General features: G+C 39.4%; 23 protein-coding genes. All 23 read right to left on the bottom strand.

Features of this window, described 5'->3' with window-relative positions:
- Positions 1-137: 137 nt before the first annotated feature.
- Entirely contained in the window at positions 138-1,844 is a 1,707-nt protein-coding gene (locus ABS917_RS01145) for a proline--tRNA ligase (RefSeq protein ID WP_350477289.1), read from the bottom strand.
- A 120-nt stretch (positions 1,845-1,964) separates the two neighbouring features.
- Positions 1,965-3,221 carry an RIP metalloprotease RseP gene (gene rseP / locus ABS917_RS01140; protein ID WP_350477288.1) on the bottom strand — a complete coding sequence of 419 codons (1,257 nt, stop codon included), beginning with the start codon at positions 3,219-3,221 and terminating at the stop codon, positions 1,965-1,967.
- A gap of 140 nt (positions 3,222-3,361) precedes the next feature.
- Entirely contained in the window at positions 3,362-4,507 is a 1,146-nt protein-coding gene (dxr, locus tag ABS917_RS01135; RefSeq protein WP_350477287.1) for a 1-deoxy-D-xylulose-5-phosphate reductoisomerase, read from the bottom strand.
- Between the two features lie 22 nt (positions 4,508-4,529).
- The gene (locus ABS917_RS01130) at positions 4,530-5,327 is read right to left on the bottom strand and encodes a phosphatidate cytidylyltransferase (protein ID WP_350477286.1); all 798 of its coding nucleotides are present in this window, start codon (positions 5,325-5,327) and stop codon (positions 4,530-4,532) included.
- Entirely contained in the window at positions 5,324-6,118 is a 795-nt protein-coding gene (locus ABS917_RS01125; protein ID WP_350477285.1) for an undecaprenyl pyrophosphate synthase, read from the bottom strand. Before ABS917_RS01125 ends, ABS917_RS01130 begins: the two co-directional genes overlap by 4 nt.
- 351 nt (positions 6,119-6,469) lie before the next feature.
- Positions 6,470-7,027, bottom strand: a complete 558-nt coding sequence (frr, locus tag ABS917_RS01120; RefSeq protein ID WP_350477284.1) for a ribosome recycling factor — start codon at positions 7,025-7,027, stop codon at positions 6,470-6,472.
- Positions 7,027-7,752: a UMP kinase gene (gene pyrH, locus ABS917_RS01115; RefSeq protein ID WP_079525266.1), complete on the bottom strand. Its 726-nt coding sequence runs from the start codon at positions 7,750-7,752 to the stop codon at positions 7,027-7,029. Before pyrH ends, frr begins: the two co-directional genes overlap by 1 nt.
- Positions 7,753-7,913: 161 nt before the next feature.
- Positions 7,914-8,798 carry a translation elongation factor Ts gene (tsf, locus tag ABS917_RS01110; protein ID WP_350477283.1) on the bottom strand — a complete coding sequence of 295 codons (885 nt, stop codon included), beginning with the start codon at positions 8,796-8,798 and terminating at the stop codon, positions 7,914-7,916.
- Between the two features lie 162 nt (positions 8,799-8,960).
- On the bottom strand, positions 8,961-9,683 hold the full coding sequence (gene rpsB, locus ABS917_RS01105) for a 30S ribosomal protein S2 (protein WP_008403254.1): 723 nt from the start codon (positions 9,681-9,683) through the stop codon (positions 8,961-8,963).
- 159 nt (positions 9,684-9,842) lie between these two features.
- Entirely contained in the window at positions 9,843-10,394 is a 552-nt protein-coding gene (locus tag ABS917_RS01100) for a hypothetical protein (protein ID WP_350477282.1), read from the bottom strand.
- An 11-nt stretch (positions 10,395-10,405) separates the two neighbouring features.
- A complete protein-coding gene (locus tag ABS917_RS01095) occupies positions 10,406-10,714 on the bottom strand; it encodes an RNA polymerase subunit sigma (protein WP_350477281.1) in 309 nt (102 codons plus the stop codon).
- A gap of 12 nt (positions 10,715-10,726) precedes the next feature.
- Entirely contained in the window at positions 10,727-11,497 is a 771-nt protein-coding gene (locus tag ABS917_RS01090) for a FliA/WhiG family RNA polymerase sigma factor (protein ID WP_350477280.1), read from the bottom strand.
- A gap of 143 nt (positions 11,498-11,640) precedes the next feature.
- The gene (locus ABS917_RS01085) at positions 11,641-12,012 is read right to left on the bottom strand and encodes a multidrug transporter (protein WP_350477279.1); all 372 of its coding nucleotides are present in this window, start codon (positions 12,010-12,012) and stop codon (positions 11,641-11,643) included.
- Positions 12,012-12,515 (bottom strand): chemotaxis protein CheD, encoded by a 504-nt coding sequence (locus tag ABS917_RS01080; RefSeq protein WP_350477278.1) that lies wholly within the window; start codon positions 12,513-12,515, stop codon positions 12,012-12,014. The genes ABS917_RS01085 and ABS917_RS01080 overlap by 1 nt, the downstream gene beginning before the upstream one ends.
- Positions 12,512-13,150 (bottom strand): chemotaxis protein CheC, encoded by a 639-nt coding sequence (locus tag ABS917_RS01075; protein WP_350477277.1) that lies wholly within the window; start codon positions 13,148-13,150, stop codon positions 12,512-12,514. The genes ABS917_RS01080 and ABS917_RS01075 overlap by 4 nt, the downstream gene beginning before the upstream one ends.
- Positions 13,151-13,214: 64 nt before the next feature.
- On the bottom strand, positions 13,215-13,661 hold the full coding sequence (locus ABS917_RS01070) for a chemotaxis protein CheW (protein WP_079525246.1): 447 nt from the start codon (positions 13,659-13,661) through the stop codon (positions 13,215-13,217).
- Positions 13,662-13,681: 20 nt separating this feature from the next.
- Complete coding sequence (locus ABS917_RS01065) at positions 13,682-15,778, bottom strand: chemotaxis protein CheW (RefSeq protein WP_350477276.1); 2,097 nt, start codon at positions 15,776-15,778, stop codon at positions 13,682-13,684.
- A 17-nt stretch (positions 15,779-15,795) separates the two neighbouring features.
- Positions 15,796-16,935: a protein-glutamate methylesterase/protein-glutamine glutaminase gene (locus ABS917_RS01060; protein ID WP_350477275.1), complete on the bottom strand. Its 1,140-nt coding sequence runs from the start codon at positions 16,933-16,935 to the stop codon at positions 15,796-15,798.
- A complete protein-coding gene (locus ABS917_RS01055) occupies positions 16,936-17,814 on the bottom strand; it encodes a MinD/ParA family protein (protein WP_350477274.1) in 879 nt (292 codons plus the stop codon). It abuts the gene before it with no gap.
- Positions 17,798-18,988: a flagellar biosynthesis GTPase FlhF gene (flhF, locus tag ABS917_RS01050; RefSeq protein WP_350477273.1), complete on the bottom strand. Its 1,191-nt coding sequence runs from the start codon at positions 18,986-18,988 to the stop codon at positions 17,798-17,800. Before flhF ends, ABS917_RS01055 begins: the two co-directional genes overlap by 17 nt.
- Positions 18,985-21,018, bottom strand: coding sequence for a flagellar biosynthesis protein FlhA (gene flhA / locus ABS917_RS01045; RefSeq protein WP_350477272.1), 2,034 nt, complete (start codon positions 21,016-21,018; stop codon positions 18,985-18,987). Before flhA ends, flhF begins: the two co-directional genes overlap by 4 nt.
- 23 nt (positions 21,019-21,041) lie before the next feature.
- Positions 21,042-22,136 (bottom strand): flagellar biosynthesis protein FlhB, encoded by a 1,095-nt coding sequence (flhB, locus tag ABS917_RS01040; RefSeq protein WP_350477271.1) that lies wholly within the window; start codon positions 22,134-22,136, stop codon positions 21,042-21,044.
- Between the two features lies 1 nt (position 22,137).
- Positions 22,138-22,914, bottom strand: a complete 777-nt coding sequence (gene fliR / locus ABS917_RS01035; protein ID WP_350477270.1) for a flagellar biosynthetic protein FliR — start codon at positions 22,912-22,914, stop codon at positions 22,138-22,140.

The following is a 22,914-nucleotide window of genomic DNA, read 5'->3' as shown; positions in this document are numbered from 1 at the left end:
CTTTAAGATAAGTGGAATTAATACCGTTATTCATCCAGATCAACACAACCTATAAAAAAGGCCCTTCACTTCCAATGAAAAAGAAAAGAAAGTACACAAAAAATTGTACTTTCCCGTTCTCTCTATCTTAATCGTTACTAGTTTTGGCGGAAATATTCGTTTAAGCGATCGACTACTTCTTCCTTCGCCCATTCTGCAGATTCGCCTGTTGAACGGAATTTCACTTCCACAAGACCTTCTGAAGCTTTTTTACCTACTGTAATACGAACAGGTAATCCGATTAAATCTGCATCCGCAAATTTTACGCCCGCACGTTCTGGACGGTCATCATATAACACTTCATAGCGGTATGATTTCAGTACACCATAAAGCTCGTCCGCCAATTGTACTTGTGCTTCGTCTTTTGCATTGACCGGTACTAGCTGCAAGTCATATGGCGCCAATTGTGCTGGCCATACAAATCCGTTTTCATCTTGGAAATGTTCTGCCACAGCAGCAAGTATACGAGAAACCCCGATACCATAGCATCCCATAATATATGGTTGTGCTTTACCTTGCTCATCAAGGAATGTTGCATTTAGTTTTTCTGAATAAGTTGTACCTAATTTGAAAATATGTCCAACTTCAATACCTTCAGCAAACTTAATGATACCTTGACCGTCCGGAGATGGGTCACCTTGTTGGATGAAACGGATGTCTTCATAAGAGCTGATCGCGAAGTCGCGCTCCGGATTAACATTTAATAAGTGGAATCCATCTTCGTTTGCACCTGCAACACCGTTACGGATTGATTTGATTGCGTTATCCGCAATAACTTTTACATTCACCGGCAATTTCACAGGACCGATTGAACCTGGTGTACAGCCAAGTAATTCTTTAATAGCTGCGTCTTCTGCCAATTCAACAGATGTAGCACCTAATGCATTTTTTAATTTAATATCGTTAATTTCGTGGTCACCGCGCGCTAAAACAACAACCAACTCGCCATCAATATCAAAAACTAGTGATTTGATCACATTTGAAGGTTCCACATTTAAAAATGCCGATACTTCTTCAATTGTTTTTTGATCTGGTGTTTCAATCTTTTCGATGTCTTTCATCGGTGTTGTCGGTGCTGTATATTCTACAACAACCTCTGCCATTTCGATGTTTGCCGCATAATCCGATGTATCCGAATAAGCGATTGTATCTTCCCCGATTTCAGAAAGTACCATGAATTCGTGTGTACCTTTACCGCCAATTGTACCTGCATCCGCAATTACTGCACGGAAGTTCAGGCCAAGACGCGTGAAGATATTTGAATATGCTTGGTACATATCATCGTATGTTGCATCAAGTGACTCACGTGATGAGTGGAAAGAATAAGCATCTTTCATAATGAATTCGCGGCCGCGCAGTAAGCCGAAGCGTGGACGTTTTTCATCACGGAATTTACTTTGGATTTGATAAAGTGTTAACGGTAACTTTTTGTATGATTTAATTTCATCACGCACTAAAGTTGTAATCACTTCTTCATGAGTAGCACCCAGAGCGAAGTCACGGTCATGACGGTCTTTCAAACGCATAAGCTCTGGACCGTATGCTTCCCAGCGACCTGATTCCTGCCACAGCTCTGCTGGTTGCAATGCAGGCATTAATAGCTCGATCGAATTGATTGCTTCCATTTCCTCACGGATGATCTGTTCGATTTTTGATAATACTTTGCGCGCTAATGGTAAGTATGAATATACTCCTGCTGCATTTTGACGGATAAATCCGGCACGCATAAGCATACGATGCGATTTCACATCTGCATCGGATGGATTTTCCCTTAAAGTAGGGATAAACGTTTTGGTCTGTTTCATAAATAGTGCCACCTTTTTTATTTAAATTGCTACTTCTATAATACTAATCAAATTTAGCTTTGAACGCTAGTATTATTCATACAAAACGCTCAAAGCTGCCATTTTAAAACGTATTTTGTTTTAGAAGAAGAATCGCTGGATATCGTTCCATGTTACGACGACCATTAGGATCATCAGGAGGAGTATTCCGACGAAGTGAACCATACCTTCTTTTTGACGGTCGATCGGTTTTCCTCTTACTGCTTCCACAGCGAAGAACAGTAAACGGCCACCATCAAGTGCTGGTAATGGTAACAAGTTCATAATCCCTAAGTTGACGCTCAGCATTGCCGCAAAGTATAGAATATTATAAAAACCGAAAGTTACAACCGTTTCAGTTGTTTTATAAATTCCTACCGGTCCTGATAGTGCATCAATCGAGAATTGGCCGGTAATCAGCTTGCCGACAAGTGTTCCGATCGTAATGATCATGTTATACGTTTCTTCCACACCATACACTACGGCTTGCAGCGGATTTTTTTCAATGGAACGCATAACACCAATCTGTCCATAAGGTGGACCACCTTCCTGCTCCACAGCATTTGGTGTCAGCTCAATCACTTCATTTCCCGTTGTACGTTCCACTTCGAATGTTACGGCTTTGTTCGGATTGTCGACAATTTGTTCTGATAATTCTGTCCAAGTAGAAATTGGCTGCCCGTTCACCTTGACTACTTTATCGCCATCGACCAAACCGGCACTGCTCGCAACAGAATTGTCCACAACTTCGGCAATAATCGGTTCATCGGAAGGGATCCCTTGAATAAGCCCGATAATCAGGAAGATGAAAAAAGCTAAAATAAAGTTGAATAATGGACCTGCGAAAATCGCCATTGCACGAGCACCAACAGATTTTGAATTAAACTGGCGATCAAGCGGTGCAATCATCTGCTCTGTACCATTTTCAACGATGCTTGCTGTTCGTGATACATTGTAGCGAATGAACTGATCATCCTCATCATAACCTTCAATCCAAAGTTCGCGTTCTAAATCCGCACGCTCTACTTCTAAAAAGATGACGTTCTGGTAATGTGTTTTTTGGTTGAGAATGATTTTTTCTACAATATTTTCTTCGTTCGTTATTAAAGCTACGCGGTAACCAGGCTGCAGTTCTACCGTATCGGTATCTTCGCCGGCCATTCTTACATAACCGCCAATCGGTAATAATCGTAGCGTATAGACTGTTTCACCTTTCGTCATCCCAAAAATCTTCGGTCCCATACCAATCGCAAATTCACGCACCATAATGCCTGCTTTCTTTGCAAATAAGAAGTGACCTAGCTCATGGAAAAAAACGAGTGAGCCAAAAATTAAAATAAAGGCTATAACTGTTTGCATAATCTCCCACCTTCATTGGAACTGAGCCGAATATTATTTCGCTCAATCTTTTCTAGCAATAAAGCTTTTGAAAAAAGGCACCGCTTGTACAAAAAGGGATGTCCACCTTTTCGTTCTTCACATCCGTTTTTCACACTTCACTATTTTACCATGCTTGCGACTGTTTTTCTCGTTTCACTGTCTACATGTAAAATAGTTGCTAAATCTGGCAAAGCGATATTGTTATGACTATTCATAATACGCTCAATACATTCTTCAATTTCTAAAAAAGTAATTTTTTCTTGTAAAAACAATGCAACAGCTGCTTCGTTTGCCGCATTCATTGCCGTTAAGATTGTCCCACCCATACGTCCTGCATCATAAGCAAGCTTTAATGCGCGGAAACGGTCAAAATCCACTTCCTTAAAATGAAGTTGTCCAATTTGGGCCAAATTTAAACGTTGGCCATTTGCAAGTGGTAAACGGTCCGGGTAGCTAAGCGCATATTGGATCGGTACACGCATATCCGGTGTTCCAAGCTGTGCGATGACACTTGTATCCTCATATTCAACCATCGAGTGAATGATGCTTTCACGATGCAGCAATACGTCTATGTTGTCATAAGGCATATCAAACAGTACATGTGCCTCAATAACTTCAAGTCCTTTATTCATCATTGTTGCTGAGTCGATTGTAATTTTGGCTCCCATAGACCAGTTCGGATGATTCAGAGCATCTTTTACTGTTACTCCTACTAGCTCATCCCTTGTTCTATCACGGAATGAACCACCAGATGCCGTTAAAATGATGCGCTCGATACGCTTTTTGTTTTCACCGTTCATCGATTGGAATACAGCTGAATGCTCACTGTCTACCGGTAAGATTGGGGCATTGTATTTTTTTGCCTCAGCCATTACAAGATGGCCTGCTGTTACAAGTGTTTCTTTGTTAGCAATGGCAATCGTTTTTCCCATACGAATCGCAGCAAGTGTCGATTCCAGTCCAACGCTGCCTAATACTGCATTGACAAGCACTGTCGAATCCGGATGTGTCGCTACTTCGACCAATCCTTTTTCGCCATATGTAAAGGAAACATGTGGGAACTCTTTTTGTAAAGTGCCTGCAGCTTCCTCAGTTTGCATTGAAACTAATTCTGGTTGAAGTTTTTTTATAATTTCACGGGACTTTTCAATATTTTGTCCGGCTGAAAATGCAACAAGCTTAAATTCATTCGGATTCTCAAGTAAAATATCAAAGGTTTGCCATCCGATGGAACCTGTTGCACCTAATAAACTAATTTTTTTCACAATGATACGTCCCTTCTATGTCCTAGGAAAAGAAATGTAAAAAATGCAATAATGGTACGACAAATAATAAACTGTCAAAACGGTCCAATATGCCGCCGTGTCCTGGCAGAATATTGCCTGAATCTTTTACACCATAATGACGTTTAATAGCCGATTCGACTAAATCACCCATTTGTCCAATAATCGATGCAATTATTGTCACAACGATTAATTGCAGCCAGCTTGAAGCAAAGGGATAGATGAGCTGCATGGCAATTGCGAAAATAACTGCAATAACAATCCCGCCAATAAACCCTTCCACTGTTTTCTTCGGTGAAATTTCCGGCCATAATTTATTTTTCCCTAATTTACGTCCAACAAAATAGGCACCGGAATCTGTTGTCCATACGACTAACAATACAAAAACGACATATTCCAATCCGATAAAACGTGTTTCGATAAAATAGTGGAATCCAAGTCCCACATAAAATGCTCCTAGCAATATAAAACCAATTTCATCAAACGTCATTTTATTTTTCACAAGTACAATATAAATCAACAACAATGTCGCGATTCCGTACACAATCATCAATATTGAATCATAATGGAAAAACTCAACGATATTCAGTGACCAATCATTTGGTACAACTAATACTACTAATGCAAGTGTACCAATAACACCTGGAACAGATGCAATTGAAATTCCTTTCATTTTCAGCAATTCATAGAAACCAATGACTGCGATGATACTCATTAGAATCGCAAATGGTGTTCCTCCATAAATTACGAATGGAATAAATAATGCTGCAGCAATTACTCCGGTAATGATGCGTTGTTTCAATTTGTTCCTTCTCCTTTCAGCCCTCCATAACGGCGGTTACGGTTTTGATACACAGAGATTGCCTCTTTTAAACAGGCTTCATCAAAATCAGGCCAATGCGTATCAGTGAACCAGAATTCCGTATAGGCAAGCTGCCATAGCATAAAGTTACTTATGCGCACTTCCCCACTCGTGCGAATTAATAAATCGGGTTCAGGTAAATGAGCCGTCATTACATACTGGGAAATATGTTGTTCATTTAATTCATCAATTGTAAGTTTTCCTGCTTCTACTTCTTTCAGAAGCTGTTGCATCGCCATTACAATTTCAGCACGCCCACCGTAATTCATCGCAAAGTTTAGGACTAATCCCGTATTCCCTGCAGTCGCTTCCATCGCCTTTTTTAAAGCAGATTGTGTATAGTCTGGCAATGAATCGATCACACCAATCATTTCTACTTTAATATTTCGCTCCATCAGCTCCGGTAAAAAGGAATTTAAAAATTGCTCTGGTAAACGCATTAAAAATTCTACTTCTGATTTAGGACGCTTCCAGTTTTCCGTTGAAAACGCATAGAGCGTCAATACTTCTACTCCCAAATCACAAGCGCAACGTGTAATTTTCCGAACATTTTTCATTCCTTCATGATGCCCTGCAACTCGTGGCATTGAACGCTTTTTCGCCCAACGTCCATTTCCGTCCATAATAATTGCAATATGGGTAGGGATATCCTCTCCCTTAACTAAGTCCACATTTTCACTACCGAATGACTGTTCTTTATTTGTATTTTTCCCAAAAAGTTTTTTAAACATAGTTAATACCCCCAACTGCACAGATCGGACTGCTTCCCTTTTTATCATATCAAAAAAGGGATAACCTGTCCTTTTTATATAATGAACTTCTTTAGTATCTTAAAGAATAATTGTGCTTCTTTTAATCTTTCATATGTAATTTTTCCACAATTTATACTTTCAATTAGGGGGAACGGGTTCATGTGCATGTTTTTTTTGCTACAGCTATATTTCCCTAACAAATTTAAAATTTATCTATTATTGTAAAAAAAACGTCCTTATTAGCAGGACGTTTTAATCCATGTAAAGTTCATACATCGTCAGAAAAAGATTTCGCGCCAATGTGATCCACCAGCGCGAAGCAAACTAAAATTAAACTGTTAAAATTTCTTTTTCTTTTTCTTTCACTAACTCCTCGATTTTAACGATTGAGCTGTCTGTTAGTTTTTGGATGTCATCGTTGAAGCCGCGTAGTTCGTCCTCTGTGATTTCACCGTTCTTTTCTAATTTTTTCAGGTCATCGTTAGCATCGCGGCGCACGTTACGTACAGCAACTTTTGCGTCTTCTGATTCTTTTTTCACCTGTTTTACTAATTCTTTACGACGCTCTTCAGTTAAAGCCGGTACAGCTAAACGAATTACATTTCCGTCATTTGTTGGTGTGATTCCAATATCTGAACGCATAATTGCTTTTTCGATTTCGCCTAAGATTGATTTATCATAAGGCTGGATAACTAAAAGGCGTGCTTCCGGTACAGAAATACCTGCCATTTGGTTGATCGGTGTTGGAGAACCGTAGTAGTCCACCGTAATACGATCTAATAGTGAAGCATTTGCTACACCTGCACGAATTGAAGCTAATTCACGTGAGAAAGCATTAATTGATTTTGTCATTTTTTCTTGTGCTTGATTTAATACTTGTTGTGTCATTACGCATCTCTCCTAACAACTGTTCCAATTTTTTCGCCTAATGCGGCACGTTTAATATTACCTGGTTCTGATAAGTTGAAAACGACAAGCTTAATGTCATTATCCATACATAATGTCGAAGCTGTAGAATCCATTACTTGTAAACCTTGTTGAATAACGTCTAAATACGTAAGTGTGTCATACTTAACTGCTTCAGAATCTAATTTTGGATCTGCAGAATAAACGCCATCCACATTATTTTTCGCCATTAAAATTGCATCCGCATTAATTTCTGCGGCACGTAAAGCTGCTGTCGTATCTGTCGAGAAGTATGGGTTACCTGTTCCCGCAGCAAAGATTACGACACGTGCTTTCTCCAAATGACGAACTGCTTTACGTCGAATATATGGCTCTGCCACTTGTGTCATTACGATCGATGATTGAACACGTGTAGGAACACCCAAATTTTCCAGCGAGTCTTGTAATGCAAGAGCATTCATCACTGTTCCTAACATACCCATATAATCTGCATTGGCACGTTCCATTCCCATTTCAGCGCCGATTTTCCCGCGCCAAATGTTGCCTCCGCCGACAACTAATGCGACCTCTACACCTAAGTCGATAACTTCTTTAATTTCTGCAGCGATCGATTTAATAACATCCGGTGAGAAACCGAAGCCTAATTCTCCAGCTAATGCTTCCCCGCTAAGTTTAATAACTACTCGTTTGTACTCTGACACACCCATAGTAGACCTCCGTTACTCATTTATTTAAAAGGAAATACGACGTGTTTTTTATGTATCGTACTTCGCTTCATTCAAAAATAGATTTCTTTAAAAATAGGGAACACGCAAATGGTGCTCCCTACTGTTTGCTTAAATTAATGTTAATTTAAGTTGTAATTTAATTAGTTACCTTTAACTTGGCTCATTACTTCTTCAGCAAAGTTATCTTCACGCTTTTCGATACCTTCACCAACAGCATAACGAGTGAAGCTTGTTACAGTAGCATTTAATGAGTTTACGAAGTCGCGTACTTTTTGATCTGAGTTTTTAACGAAAGCTTGGTCTAATAAGCATACGTCTTCGAAATATTTACCAAGACGGCCTTCTACCATTTTCGCTACGATGTTTTCTGGTTTACCTTCGTTTAACGCTTGCTCAGTTAATACTTTGCGCTCACGTTCAACTTCGTCAGCAGAAACTTCGTCACGAGAAATGTAAGTTGGGTTGATTGCAGCGATATGCATAGCGATATCTTTTGCAGCAGCAGCGTCAGTAGAACCTTCAAGAACTACTAATACACCAATACGTCCGCCCATGTGTAAGTAAGAACCGAATGCATCTGCATCAGTTTTTGTTTTGATTTCGAAACGACGTAATGAGATTTTTTCACCGATTGTAGCAGTAGCTGTAGAAATTTGGTCAGCAATTTTCACGCCGTCTTTTTCTAATTCTAAAGCAGCTTCTACTGATTCTGGTTTAGCAGATAATAATTGCTCTGCTAAAGAAGAAACTAAAACTTGGAACTTGTCGTTTTTCGCAACGAAGTCTGTTTCAGCGTTTACTTCTAAAAGAATCGCTTCATTACCGTTTTCTAAAATGTAAGTTGTACCTTCAGCAGCGATACGGTCAGCTTTTTTGCCAGCAGCAGCTAAACCTTTTTCACGTAGGAAATCGATTGCAGCATCGATGTCACCTTCTGTTGATACTAATGCTTTTTTACAGTCCATCATACCTGCGCCTGTTTTTTCGCGTAATTCTTTTACTAATTGTGCAGTAATGTTTGCCATGTTGAGTTTCCTCCTAAATATAATGAAAAATTTATTTACACTATTTCATACTTTAAGCGATAAATCGCTATTTTTCAACGATTCATACATCTTCAAATTCATTTCTCAAAAAAAGGTGATAAGGGGTTCATCCACTTATCACCTTTTCTAACAGTGAATTAATTACTCAGCTGTAGCTTCTTCTACTGCAGGAGCTTCTTCTTCACCTTGTTTAGCTTCTAATAAAGCGTCAGCCATTTTAGCAGTTAATAATTTAACCGCGCGGATAGCATCGTCGTTTGCAGGGATTACGTAATCAATTTCATCTGGATCACAGTTAGTGTCTACGATACCAACTAGAGGGATGTTTAATTTGATTGCTTCTGCAACTGCGATACGCTCTTTACGAGGATCTACAACGAACATTACGTCCGGAATAGCTTTCATATCACGGATACCGCCTAAGAATTTAACTAAGCGCTCGTGCTCTTTTTTAAGTTGGATTACTTCTTTTTTAGGAAGTACAGCAAAAGTACCGTCTTCTTCCATTTTCTCGATATCTTTCATACGTTTAACACGTTTTTGAATAGTACCGAAGTTTGTTAATGTACCACCTAACCAACGTTGGTTGATGTAGTAGTTACCAGAACGTTCAGCTTCTTCTTTGATCGCTTCTTGTGCTTGTTTTTTCGTACCTACGAATAAAACTTTACCACCGTCTTGACCAACTTGACGCATGAAATCGTATGCTTCTTCTAATTTTTTAACCGTTTTTTGTAAATCGATAATGTAAATACCGTTACGCTCTACGAAGATATATTTCTTCATTTTTGGGTTCCAACGGCGAGTTTGGTGACCGAAATGTACACCAGCTTCTAGTAATTGTTTCATTGAAATTACTGACATGAGTGTTTCCTCCTAATATGTTTGGTTTTTTTCCTCCGTATTTTTCATCTGCAACAAGCTACCCGTAGACTTACGAGCACCACTTACTACATCAAAATACGTGTGTATTGTTAACACCGTTTGTAAATATATCATAATAGACTTTCAAGTGCAACTACTTTACGCATGAAACTTTACGAGGAGTTCAATTTCTGTTTTCCCGCGTTCCGTCATTTTTGCAATTTCTTCAATTGTTTTTCCATTGCGATAATGATGGATTACTTGCTGCTCAAATGTAAGGTTTTGTCCTTGGATTTCATTGTCTTCAGAAAGTGGTTCATTTTCAACTAATGCTGCATCGTCTTTGCTCTCAACTTGCTGCTGTGCCTTTTGCTTTTGATAGGCGCTTGCTGCTTGCTTGACCGGAACGAATTTGCGCGGTTCCATTTCCTGTTCTTTTACCGGCTGCTCTTTTAAAGTCAGCGAAGTCTCTTCTTTACGGGATGTTACCGTCTTTTGAGCAATATTCGGTTTTTTCAATTCACTGATTAACCGGTCATTTTCTTCTTTCATCTCCATTAAATATACACTAATCGCATTGTCCATTTCATTAATCAGTTCATTTTGGCGCTTTTCTAAATTCTGAAACTTAGAAAGCTTACTATTTAAAAGAACAATTACAAAAATCGTAATCATCTGGATAAGAAATAAGGTAATTATAACTGCGATCATGATGACTGCTCCTAGCCACTAAAATCAAAAAGATTCCCTTTAAACGGGTGCTGCACTTTTTGATCAAGCTGTTCCTTATTTTTCTTGTTTTCCTTCATTGGGTCTTGTCCGTTTTGCGATTTTTCCTGTTCCTCATCATTGACTGCGTTCAGATGCTCTGTTTCATTGACAGATAATTGTTTGCGTTCCAGTTCTCTGTTCAATGCTTCGTTTGCATGCATTTGCTGCAGGATTGTATTTTGTTGACGCTGATCCGCCATTTTCCCTGCCTCGAATGTTTTAGGAATCGCAATCTGCATTTCCAGGCCCTTTAAGCTCATAACGCCGCCTCCTTACGTATTGATCATTTCCGAAGACAGTAATTTACGTAATTTAAACAATGCTTTTGAGTGGATTTGCGAAATTCTTGATGTCGACAGTTCCAGTATTTCACCGATTTCGGTTAATGTTAATTCTTCCGAGTAGAATAAGCTAATGACAAGCTGTTCTTTTTCATTCAGCTTTTTAATATTTTCAGCCAAATCGCCTAATAGCTCTACAAGAACGGTTTGCTGCTCGGGTGTTTTCGTATTGTCATCACGGATAACAAAGGACTTGCCTTCCGATTCTTCCTGGTCCAGCTGCTCATTGATCGAAAGCACATTCGAGAAAAAATGTTCCTGGAATGTTTGGTATACTTCTTCGACAGGCAAATTCATATGTGCTGCAACTTCTTCCGGTGTCGCATGGCGCATCAGCTTTTGCTCAAGTGATTCGATTTGCGATTCAAGCTTTTTTGCTTTTTCACGCGCTGATCTCGGGAGCCAGTCCTCTTTACGTAAACCATCGAGAATAGCGCCACGTACACGGAATGAGGCATACGTATCAAACTTTAAATCTCGGTTTATATCAAATTTATTTAACGCATCAAACAGCCCCATCATCCCAAGACTCATTAAGTCATCTCTGGAAATGTTTTTCGGAAGCCCGACAGCAATACGCTGCACATGATACGATACGAGTGGTTTAAACTTTTTTATTAATAAATCGCCTGCTTCGGGATCACGGTTCTTTGTCCAACGAACCCATAATGATTGTTCGTCTCTATGCCTTTGTTCTGTCAAACATACCCACCCCTTTATTTGAAAAATAACATTATTTATGTTTATTATACCAAAAAGCCTTTTAATATACATTTAATCCAGTAATTCGACACAGTATTTCCTTATATTCTGCTAAATAAAAAAGAGCCGGATATACGACTCTTTTACCGTGTTAGGGATTCATCGCTTTGAAGCATCGAACGAACGACTTTTGCAATTTCTTCCGTATTCTCATCTTCTTCAACTTCCATTGTTGTATGATCGTTTTGCGGAACAGTTTGTGTTTTATCCGTCTCTTTGGCAACTACAGGCAGTTCCTCTTCGGTTTGTGACAAAACAGGTGCTTCCGGTGTATAAAACACATATCCAAGGAAGTAACGGATAATAAACATTACACTAAATGCAATGACAGCAACGACAAAAGCTGTGCCAATCGTCGGCAGCGGCATCGCATACGGATTTTGAATTGCAGCGATAAAATATACAGCGAATGAAAGTAGTGCTGCCCAAAAATTATAAAATATTGAACCAAACATTAAATTTCACTCACTCCTTTATTGACGGTACGTACTTGAAGCATGCATGTTTCAGGGTTAAACTCGATAGTCCGACCGCTGTTGCCGCCCGTATCTTCGGCGATAAGCGGTATACCCAGTTCTTTTAACTGTGCTTTTACAGCTTCCACATTTCTGGGCCCAATTCTCATTGAATCTTTATCTGCTGTAAATTGGAACATTTGTGCACCGCCTGCAATTTTCGCCTTCAACTTAAAGCGTTGCGCTCCTTCTTGTTTTAAAAGATCCACTAAAGCGGCAACTCCCGTATCTGCAAATTTTGCGACATTCATTGTTGCCGTACGATTTAAACTGGAATCCGGCAGCATGACATGGACCATACCGGCAACTTTTTTGGAATCATCGTAAATGACGGCACCGACACAAGAACCTAACCCCGACGTACGAATCGTTTTAGGAATTTTCACGATATCCATTTGTGCAATACCTACTTTAATCACTTCGTTTGAATGGGTAACTATCATGTCGTAGGCACTCCTAATGCTTTAAAAATCGCTTCAAATGAATCAGGTTCAGGTAACAGGAAGAACTGTCCTTTTACCGCTTCATCATCAGACATGACTTCTTCATATATAGATGTGTTAATGACGATTACCGTATCACTTACTTGTGATAGTTCAATAAGTCCGATACTAATAATTGCGCCAAACATGTCTACACTTAATCCGGGTACCGTCGGATAGATTTTAAGACCTGTAAAATCGGATAAGGCGGATAAATAAGAGCCGGATAAAATATTGCCCATTTCCTGCATTGCCGATAAGCCAATTTCCGAATATGGCGGTGTGTGAAAATCAAAAGATTCGTCATGAATGAGACTTCGAATAAATCGGTTTGCCTGCTCAATCGGCAAAATGAAAAACATGCTTCCTTGTGCATCCCCTTCAATACGAAGATAAATGCCGACGACAGCATTTTCCGAGCCGCCAGCGAGCTCCATCATTTCATTAAAAGAGGCCATTTTCACGTCGGGTACACGCATATCGATCTTTTTTCCCAATAAATTCGATAATGCCGTAGCCGCATGTGCAGCACCAATGTTTCCGATTTCCTTCAAAACGTCTAAATGCAGCAACGTGATTTTTTCACTAAAGTTCATTTTCAATCCCTACTTTAATAGATTCCAGGCAAGCGAGGCTCACCCGGAAAATTATTCATTGAAATTAATCGATCGGATTTAATACTTTATCTAAGTGAAGTAAAATTAATAAGCGGTTTTCCAATTTTGCGACACCTGCGATAAAATCTTCTTCTAATGAGCCAACCACTTCAGGCTGCTGTTCAATGGAAGATGCATCAATGTCCAAAACATCATTTGCCGAATCTACAATAAAACCGACTTCCATCGTTTCCAGTGTAATAATAATAATTCGGGTTGTTTCTTCGTTACCCGAAACCGGCAAGTCGAAACGTTCACGTAAATCGATGACAGGTGTTACAACACCCCGAAGATTAATGACTCCTTTTACATAACGTTCTGTTTTCGGTACACGCGTAATATGCATTAATTTTTCGATTCCCTTTACGTGCGAAACAGGAATGGCATATTCTTTATCTGCTAATTGAAACACAATTACTTTCAAGTTTTTTTGCTCTGTTGCATTCGTCATTCTTCACACCTCTTATCCTTTTACTTCATCAGTGCGTTACAGTCTACAATTAACGCCACTTTTCCGTTTCCTAATATCGTCGCACCTGAAATCGCAAAAATATTCGTTAAGTAGTTACCTAATGATTTCAGTACAATTTCCTGTTGACCTATAAATGAATCGACCATTAAACCAGCTAATTTATCGCCTTTGCGGACGATTACGACTGAATGGAAGCCATCATCTTTTTGTTCAGCTCGTGGTACTTCAAAAATTTCTTCCAAGAATACAAGCGGTACAACTTTACCACGGAAATCGATTACTTTTTGATTATGTGCGTTTAATATGTCTGAATGACGGATAATCGATGTTTCAATAATAGATGATAACGGAATTGCATAAATTTCATTTTCAATTTCTACGAGCATGACTGAAATAATCGACAGTGTCAGCGGTAATTGAATCGAGAAGACCGAGCCGACATTTTGAGTCGATTCAATCGAAATGTTGCCGCCTAATGATTCAATCGTTGTTTTAACAACATCTAATCCGACACCACGGCCCGACACATCTGAAATGACGTCGGCTGTTGAGAAACCCGAAGCCATAATTAACTCGTTAATCTGCTTGTCTGTCATCGTTAATGATTGTTCATGTGAAACAATTCCTTTAGACAAAGCTTTTGCCAATACTTTATCGCGGTTGATTCCTGCTCCGTCATCTTCAATCTCGATGAACACATAGTTCCCGCTATGATAAGCACGAAGTTCCACCGTTCCTTCTTCCGGTTTGCCTTTTGCACGGCGTACTTCCGGACTTTCGATTCCATGATCAACAGAGTTGCGGATCAGGTGAACTAACGGATCTCCAATTTCATCAATTACTGTACGATCAAGCTCTGTTTCTGCTCCGACGATATTTAGTTCGATTTTTTTGTTTAAATCACGCGACAATTGTCGTACCATTTTCGGGAAACGGTTAAATACTGTATCTACAGGAACCATGCGCATCGTTAAAACGATATTTTGCAGATCTCCCATTGTACGGCTCATACGTTCTACTGTCTCGTTTAGTTCTCCGTGATTCACATCACCGGCGATCGATAAAAGGCGGCCGCGATCAATTGCAAGCTCTTCAAACAAGTTCATCAATATATCAAGGCGTTCAATATTAACGCGAATCGTCTTACTTGATGCATGCCCAGATTTACCAGTATTGTTTTTAGCTGCTGCTGATTTTGGCTGTTCCTCAGATACGGCAGTTACAGTTTCCTGTACTGCAGGCTGTTGGTATGCTTCTTCTGCAGGTACTTCGATTGCTGTAGTTTTTGTAACAAACACATCACGGTTGATTTTATTGACCACTACACGATCAACCTCTGATACTTTCATCAGCATCTTTTGCAAATCTTCCGCTGATTCTGTCGAAATAAAGGCAACGTGGAATTCACTATCAAACTGCTCTTCTTCCAATTTATCTACAGTCGGCGAAGATTTGATGACATCTCCGTTTTTCTCCAGTATTTCAAATACCATGAACACGCGAGCTGCTTTTAATAAGCAGTCTTCACGCAAAGCTACTGTAATTTCATATGCATTGTAATCTTGTTCTGATGATTGTAGAATGACCGTTTTTTCAAAATCATCATAGGATAATTTCAATTCGAGCGCTTCAGCTGGCTGTTCTACCTCATTGGCTACCAATGCAGCAGCAATTTCCTGGCCATGTATTGGTTCTTCTAAAGCGGCAGTTGCCGGTTCGCCTGCTTCAATGCGCTTTAGCTTTTCCACTGTCGCTTGCACATTGCGTTTACCATCACCGCCATCTGCAATGTCGAATACCATTTCTTCTAAATGGTCGACTGATTCAAAAACGACATCCAAAATTTCAGCGTTCACTTTAATTTTACTGTTGCGGATCGCATCTAAAATATTTTCCATTTTATGTGTTAAGTCGGCTAAATCTTCATAGCCCATTGTTGCTGCCATACCTTTTAAAGTATGTGCCGAACGGAAAATCTCTCCGACAATTGTTAAATCTTCCGGATTCTTTTCCAATTCCAATAAGTGTTCACTGCATGCTTGTAAATGCTCTTTACTTTCTTCAATGAACATTTCCAAATACTGATTTAATTCCATTTAGAAGGCACCCCTTTTTAAGGCATATATTTCATAATTGTTTGGGCAATATCATCAACATCCGCCACTTCATCTACAAGCTGCGTTTCCACGGCAGCTTTCGGCATTCCATATACGATACATGTTTCTGCTGACTCGGCAATAGCCGTGACATTCCCCGTTTTTTTGAGTGAGACTAATCCTTTTGAACCGTCATACCCCATTCCCGTCATAATAACGGCAATTTTATCGAACTCCGAATACTGGCTGACATCTTCAAACATGACGTCTACAGACGGGCGATGTCCTGCTCTTGGCGGTTCCTGATCGTCGAGTACGACAGCAAATGATGATCCGACTTTTCTTAATTTAAGATGATAGCCACCCGGAGCAATATAGGCAGTTCCCTTTTGCAACAGGTCGCCTTGTTCTGCTTCTTTCACATGAATTTCACTCAATTGGTCAAGTCTTGCTGCCAACGATTTTGTAAAACCGGCAGGCATATGCTGCACGATTAAAATTGGTGCACCCACATTTGCGGGAATTTTCGTAATGACTTCCTGTAAAGCTCTAGGACCACCTGTGGAAGTCCCGATTAAAATGATTTTCTTTGAAGTTTTGCTCCACTCCGTCTTTTTTATCGACGCATTGATGTTGACGGTTGGCTTTGCCAAACTTCTTAGTTTAGATTCTTCATTGCTGAAAGAATGACGGATCGCTTGATTTGCGACAGTCGATTTATGGAAAGGTTTTTTCAATTTTGAAACCGTTACTTTAGATGCCTCTTCCACTTTCCGTACAAGTTCATCCTTAATTTTATGTAAATCCAATGAAATGGAACCGCTTGGCTTAGCAACAAAATCAACTGCTCCGTACTCCATTGCCATTAATGTATTTTCTGCTCCGCGCTTTGTTGTACTTGAAAGCATGATTACAGGTAATGGATACTTTTGCATAATTTCTTTTAACGCTTCCATCCCATTCATTTCCGGCATTTCCACATCCATTGTCACGACATCGGGTTTTAGCTGCTCGATCTTTTTAATGGCGTCTTTCCCATTGCGTGCAGTCCCGATAACTTCAATATGTAGATGATCCGAAAAAAAATCGCTTATTAGCTTCCGCATAAAGGCGGAATCATCAACAACTAGCAGTTTGGTTTTCTGTAAGTTGCTCATTTAATCACGCCCTCTCGAAAAAATGCTTTTTAATTTTGATATAAATTTCAATGAATCGTTTGTTGCATGCACTTCTTTCATTACTGACTGCGTCGATAAAAATTGCTCAACAATTTCCCCCATCGTTTTTGTGATTGGGGCATCAGGATACAGCACTGTAAATAAGGCTTGCTGACGTACCGCTTGACGCACAACTGGGTCTTCCGGCAGCGAGCCTAAAATCGATACTTCCTTCTCTAAAAAACGCTGCATCACTGTTTTTAGACGCTGTGTCGTATCTTGCCCTTCCTCAACTGTAAATGCACGATTGCCTAACAGATAAAATTTCTTAATCGGGTCTTTTAGATGGATAAATTTCATCATAGAATAAGCATCCATAATGGACGTCGGTTCAGCTGTAGAAATAACGATAATTTCTTCAATGGATGTTAATAGATCGAGCGACCAATCAACAACTCCCGCTCCCATATCAAATAAGACAAAATCATAATTTTTCTGCAATGTTTCAAATGCCGTGATTAAACGGGTAAAAACATCAGGAGACCACTCCATTAACGACGACATGCCTGAACCGCCGGAAATGTAGCTTACCCCTTCGTTCGTTTCGCACAAAACATCTTCGAGCGGTACTTGACCATCGAGGTAATCTTTTAAACTGTATTTTACGGAGCTTCCTATGAGAATGTGGACATTGCCCATGCCAATATCCATATCTAAAATGACTACTTTCTTCCCTTTTTTTGATAAAAGGGTAGCGAAGTTTGTCGTAAAATTACTTTTACCTACCCCGCCTTTTCCACTAACAACTGCAATTGATCGCCCTGGCTTATGTTCACTTCCAAGCATTTTCTGGCGCAGTTTTTCAGCTTGATCTTTCATCCGAATTCTCCTTGAAGAAAAGTTCTAGTAAATTATCACTATTTGGTTGTTCGATATCTTCTGGTACTTCTTGACCATTTGTATAATAAGCTAGTCCTTTATTATATTTAATCATTAAATTAAACATAGTGCCAATAGAATTTGTTTCATCAAGCTTCGTAAAGATAAATTTTTCAATGTGCAAGTTCGTAAATTGTTCAATAATTGCTTCTAAGTCTTTTTGCTTAGACGTCAAAGATAGAACTAAGTAGGATTCTACTTGTTCGCTAAATTGTATTAATGACTTTAAATCATCTACATATTTCGCTTCTTTATAGTTTCTCCCGGCCGTATCAATAAAAATTAAATCCAAATGGTCAAACTTTTTAATCGCGTCAGCATAATCTGCTGCATTATAAACAATTTCAACAGGTGCCTGCAGCAAAGCAGCATATGTTTTCAATTGTTCGATTGCTGCAATACGATACGTGTCAGTTGTAATAAAACCGATTTTCTTTTTCTTTTCAAGGACTGCACGTGCTGCCATTTTCGCAATCGTTGTCGTTTTTCCAACACCTGTTGGACCTAACACATTAATGTATTTTTTCTCATATGAAATTCCGCTAATCGGCAAGTCATACAATTCTTTTCTTAAATAGTCCTTGGCTGCTTCCTGCATATCGTTCCATGTGATTTGCTTGCCATGCTCGTTATAATATATAAAAAGCTCATCACTGATTCCTGTGATAAGCTCCTCTCCAAGTTCCTGCTCACGTAGAAAGTCGATAAATGGTAAGAGTTCATCAGGATATTGAGATTGTGCCGACATACGCTGCATCGATTGCATCATCGATTTTAAATCGGCAATTTCTTTGATCAGGTTTTCAGGCAAGCCGGCAGAATCGCCTTGCGGAACTTTTTTATGCTGTTCCACAGACGAGGCTGCTTCGCGGATTCCTTCCTCTTTCAATTGCGGCGCAAATGTCGGAATGTCTTCTAAAGACGGCAATGAAGGTTTCTTTTCCATCTGGTCATATCCTGCCACGACTTCATAGCTTTTATTTTTTACTAATCCGAAAAACTTTTTCGTCACGACGACTTTTGAATTCAGAATAACCGCATCTTCCCCTAAATCGGCCCGAATTTGTTTCATAGCCTCAGCAATGGAAGGTGCATTGTATTTTTTCATCTTCATTCAACATTCACCACCCCTACACTTTGAATTTCAACGGCTGCATCCAATTCGTTATAAGAAAGAATCGGTACTTGCGGGAAATAACGTTCTGTTAATTGTCTTACATACAGTCGTACAGCTGGCGAACATAAAATAATTGGCGACTGTTCCGTATAGGAAACACGCTCCACTTCTTTTGCAATAGCTTCCAATACGAGTTGCGACTGTTGCGGATCCATTGCTAAATAGTTTCCATGGTCCGTTTGTTGAATGCTGTCAGCCACAAGTTTTTCCACTTTTGCAGATACTGTGATAACTTTCAATGCTTGTTGGCCGTTAATGAATTGAGATGTAATTTGTCTAGCCAATGCCTGTCTCACATATTCTGTTAAAATATCGGGATCACTAGTAAGCTTTGCATAATCTGCTAATGTTTCGAAAATGATCGGCAAATTACGTATTGAAACATTTTCACGCAATAGTTTTGCCAATACTTTTTGTACTTCCCCTATTGATAATGGTGTGGGAATTAAATCGTCCACTAAAATCGCATGGGTTTCGCGTAAATGATCGATCAATTGCTTCGTCTCTTGACGGCCAAGCAGATCGTGGGCATTTGCACGGATAATTTCAGTTAAATGTGTCGATACAACACTTGGTGGGTCGACAACTGTATAGCCGAACATTTCGGCATCCTCTTTTACTGCTTCTGTAATCCATTTTGCAGGCAATCCAAATGATGGCTCGATAGTATCAATACCATCGATTGAATTATCATCCCCAGGACTCATTGCTAAATAATGATCCAGCAATAATTCACCTCGTGCCATTTCATTTCCCTTTATTTTAATCCGGTACTCATTTGGCTGCAGCTGGATATTGTCACGAATACGGACAATCGGAATGACAATCCCAAGCTCCAATGCAAGCTGACGGCGGATCATAACCACGCGGTCCAGTAAATCCCCGCCCTGAGCCGCATCCACTAACGGAATTAATCCGTAGCCAAATTCGAACTCAATCGGATCGACATTTAATAAATTAATAACATTTTCGGGACTTTTCATCGTATCAGAAGCAACTTCCTCTTCAAACTCCATAATCTCTTCCGGCGTTTCTTCCTTTTTACGATCCATTAAGAATGCACCGGCAGCTAATGCTACTGCAATCGGAATTGTGATCCAGTCCGGAATCGGTGTGAATAACCCAAGCAGGAGGATTGTACCTGCTGCTACATAAAGGAGCTTAGATTGTGCAAATAACTGTGCTGTAATATCCGAACCAAGATTTCCTTTTGAAGCGGCACGTGTTACAACAATACCTGTTGCAGTCGAAATTAATAATGCCGGAATTTGCGATACAAGTCCGTCACCGACTGTCAGCATCGAATATTTCGATGCAGCTTCACTAAAGCTCAGCTCCATCTGAAGCATTCCGATGATCATACCGAACAGTAAGTTAATACCAACCATAATGATTGAGGCGATCGCATCCCCTTTAACGAATTTCGTCGCACCATCCATCGCTCCGTAAAAGTCTGCTTCTCCCGATACTTTTTCACGGCGTTCTCGAGCTTCCTTTTCCGAAATCATTCCGGCGTTTAAATCTGCATCAATACTCATTTGTTTACCAGGCATCGCATCCAAAGTAAAACGCGCAGCAACTTCCGCAACACGTTCCGAACCTTTAGTAATAACGATAAACTGGATAATAACTAATAATAAGAAAATAACTAAACCTACTAAAATATTACCGCCTGTTACGAAATTACCAAATGTCTCTACTACTTTACCTGCGTCACCTTCCGCTAAAATAGCACGTGTCGTAGATACAGACAATGCCAGACGGAACAGCGTTAATAATAGAATTACAGTTGGGAAAATCGAGAAGTCGAGCGCTTCCTTCATATTCATCGAAGTTAATAACACGAGAAGTGCAAATGTAATATTAATAATAATTAAAAAACTGAGTAGCCAATGTGGAAGAGGGATAATGAGCATCGCTACAACCATAATCACTGCAGCTAAAACCCCTAAGTCGCGTATTTGCATTGTTGTCCCTCCTGAAATCTATGTCAAATTTTGCGTTTGATCCGGTATACGTATGCAAGAACTTCGGCAACTGCTTTGAAAAACTCTTCCGGTACAGCCTGGCCGATTTCAACCTGGTCATACATCGCACGGGCAAGCGGACGATTTTCTACCATAATGACATCATGTTCTTTTGCAATAAGTTTAATTTTCTGTGCGACAAAATCGGTTCCTTTTGCTACAACTTTCGGCGCATCCATCATATCTTCATCATATTTTAATGCAATGGCAAAATGGGTCGGGTTTGTAATGACAACATCTGCAGCAGGTACATCCTGCATCATTCTGCGCATTGCCATCTCCCGTTGACGCTGTTTAATTTTCGATTTGATCAGCGGGTCGCCTTCTGCATTTTTATGCTCATCTTTAACATCCTGTTTCGACATCTTCAATTGCTTTTCGTATTCATAACGTTCATAAATATAGTCAAACAATGCAATGAATACGAGCATGATCGAAGCGGCAATTCCCATGATTGCCGACATGTATGCTACTGTGGCCAAAATTTCTGCCGGACTATGTAAAGCAAGCGATAATACATCTTCCAAATATATAATAATAACAACGGTTGTTACGGTCCCGATTAACGTTACTTTCAATAATGATTTAATTAAATTGACGATCGCTCTTACAGAAATAATCTTTTTGATTCCTTTAATCGGATCCATTTTTTTCAAATCTATTTTTAATGTCTCTGTTGTAAAAAGTAAGCCAAACTGAAAAAAGTTAGCTCCAATACCTGCAATAATGGCAATGACCATGATCGGCAGAACGATAATTGCCATTTCTTTAATGGATTCAACATACATATCCATTACGGTTTCAGCGTTCAGCGTTTCAATTAACATATTGCGGTTAAGTGCTTGTAGTAAAAAATCTTTCATTCCTTCGTACATGAATGGTGCAAAGAAAAGTAAAAAGAAAAATGACAATAGCAGTAATACGGCGGCTGTGACATCCTGACTTTTTAATACTTGTCCTTTTTTTCGTGAATCCTGCCGCTTTTTCGGTGTTGCTTTTTCCGTTTTTTCGCCTGCAAAAAACTGAAGGTCAACGTTGATCAATAGCTTTTTGTCCATGTTAGCCACCACCTAAAATAACCATTAAGTCACGTAAAGAAATAATCATAAATTCAATTAGCTCCTTCATAACCCCTACTAATACACCCATTGTCACCATCAATACTAGAAACCCTACTGCAATTTTAATCGGGAATCCGATTACAAATATATTCATTTGCGGTACCGTTTTCCCTGTTATTCCTAACGCTAACGTTACTAAAAATAATGTTGCAACTATTGGAGCTGACATTTGAAATGCTATGGCAAAAACAGAAACAAATATTTTTATAATAAACAGTGCGGTCCCTTCTTCACCGAAATTCGGAAAAAACTGATCCATCGGCATAAACTGATAACTATAAAAAATCCCATCTAAAATAAGATGATGACCATTTATTGAAAGCAATACTAAAAGCATTAAAAAATTTAAAAACTGACCCATTAACGGAGACTGGGCACCTGTTTGCGGATCGATAATATTCGCCATCGCAAAACCCATCTGAAAATCGATAAATCCGCCCGCTATCTGGACAGCAGAAACGATAATCATCGCGGCCAATCCTAGCATCAGCCCGATAATTGCCTCTTTTAAAACGAGCAGCAAGTAGAAAGCATTAATTTCAAACGGTTCAATATTAAACGTATAATACATCATCCACGCTAAAGCGACAGCTAGTATAATGCGCATTTGCGGTGGTATTGTACGATATGAAAATAAAGGGACGGAGACGAAAAATGCAGAAACACGTACTAAAATTAATAGCAATATTGATAAATTCGGTAGTAATTCCGTCAT

Origin of the sequence: Solibacillus sp., from assembly GCF_040273735.1 — a bacterium.
Taxonomy (GTDB): Bacteria; Bacillota; Bacilli; order Bacillales_A; family Planococcaceae; genus Solibacillus.
This window is presented reverse-complemented; position numbering and strand designations above follow the sequence as displayed.

What these genes read in the sequence shown, in the direction of transcription:
- ABS917_RS01145 (WP_350477289.1), bottom strand. Translation starts at nt 1,844, where the DNA reads ATGAAACAGACCAAAACGTTTATCCCTACTTTAAGGGAAAATCCATCC.
- rseP (WP_350477288.1), bottom strand. Translation starts at nt 3,221, where the DNA reads ATGCAAACAGTTATAGCCTTTATTTTAATTTTTGGCTCACTCGTTTTT.
- ABS917_RS01125 (WP_350477285.1), bottom strand. Translation starts at nt 6,118, where the DNA reads ATGTTTAAAAAACTTTTTGGGAAAAATACAAATAAAGAACAGTCATTC.
- frr (WP_350477284.1), bottom strand. Translation starts at nt 7,027, where the DNA reads ATGACACAACAAGTATTAAATCAAGCACAAGAAAAAATGACAAAATCA.
- pyrH (WP_079525266.1), bottom strand. Translation starts at nt 7,752, where the DNA reads ATGGGTGTGTCAGAGTACAAACGAGTAGTTATTAAACTTAGCGGGGAA.
- tsf (WP_350477283.1), bottom strand. Translation starts at nt 8,798, where the DNA reads ATGGCAAACATTACTGCACAATTAGTAAAAGAATTACGCGAAAAAACA.
- rpsB (WP_008403254.1), bottom strand. Translation starts at nt 9,683, where the DNA reads ATGTCAGTAATTTCAATGAAACAATTACTAGAAGCTGGTGTACATTTC.
- ABS917_RS01100 (WP_350477282.1), bottom strand. Translation starts at nt 10,394, where the DNA reads ATGATCGCAGTTATAATTACCTTATTTCTTATCCAGATGATTACGATT.
- ABS917_RS01095 (WP_350477281.1), bottom strand. Translation starts at nt 10,714, where the DNA reads ATGAGCTTAAAGGGCCTGGAAATGCAGATTGCGATTCCTAAAACATTC.
- ABS917_RS01085 (WP_350477279.1), bottom strand. Translation starts at nt 12,012, where the DNA reads ATGTTTGGTTCAATATTTTATAATTTTTGGGCAGCACTACTTTCATTC.
- ABS917_RS01080 (WP_350477278.1), bottom strand. Translation starts at nt 12,515, where the DNA reads ATGATAGTTACCCATTCAAACGAAGTGATTAAAGTAGGTATTGCACAA.
- ABS917_RS01075 (WP_350477277.1), bottom strand. Translation starts at nt 13,150, where the DNA reads ATGAACTTTAGTGAAAAAATCACGTTGCTGCATTTAGACGTTTTGAAG.
- ABS917_RS01070 (WP_079525246.1), bottom strand. Translation starts at nt 13,661, where the DNA reads ATGACGAATGCAACAGAGCAAAAAAACTTGAAAGTAATTGTGTTTCAA.
- ABS917_RS01065 (WP_350477276.1), bottom strand. Translation starts at nt 15,778, where the DNA reads ATGGAATTAAATCAGTATTTGGAAATGTTCATTGAAGAAAGTAAAGAG.
- ABS917_RS01060 (WP_350477275.1), bottom strand. Translation starts at nt 16,935, where the DNA reads ATGAGCAACTTACAGAAAACCAAACTGCTAGTTGTTGATGATTCCGCC.
- ABS917_RS01055 (WP_350477274.1), bottom strand. Translation starts at nt 17,814, where the DNA reads ATGAAAGATCAAGCTGAAAAACTGCGCCAGAAAATGCTTGGAAGTGAA.
- flhF (WP_350477273.1), bottom strand. Translation starts at nt 18,988, where the DNA reads ATGAAGATGAAAAAATACAATGCACCTTCCATTGCTGAGGCTATGAAA.
- flhA (WP_350477272.1), bottom strand. Translation starts at nt 21,018, where the DNA reads ATGCAAATACGCGACTTAGGGGTTTTAGCTGCAGTGATTATGGTTGTA.
- flhB (WP_350477271.1), bottom strand. Translation starts at nt 22,136, where the DNA reads ATGGACAAAAAGCTATTGATCAACGTTGACCTTCAGTTTTTTGCAGGC.
- fliR (WP_350477270.1), bottom strand. Translation starts at nt 22,914, where the DNA reads ATGACGGAATTACTACCGAATTTATCAATATTGCTATTAATTTTAGTA.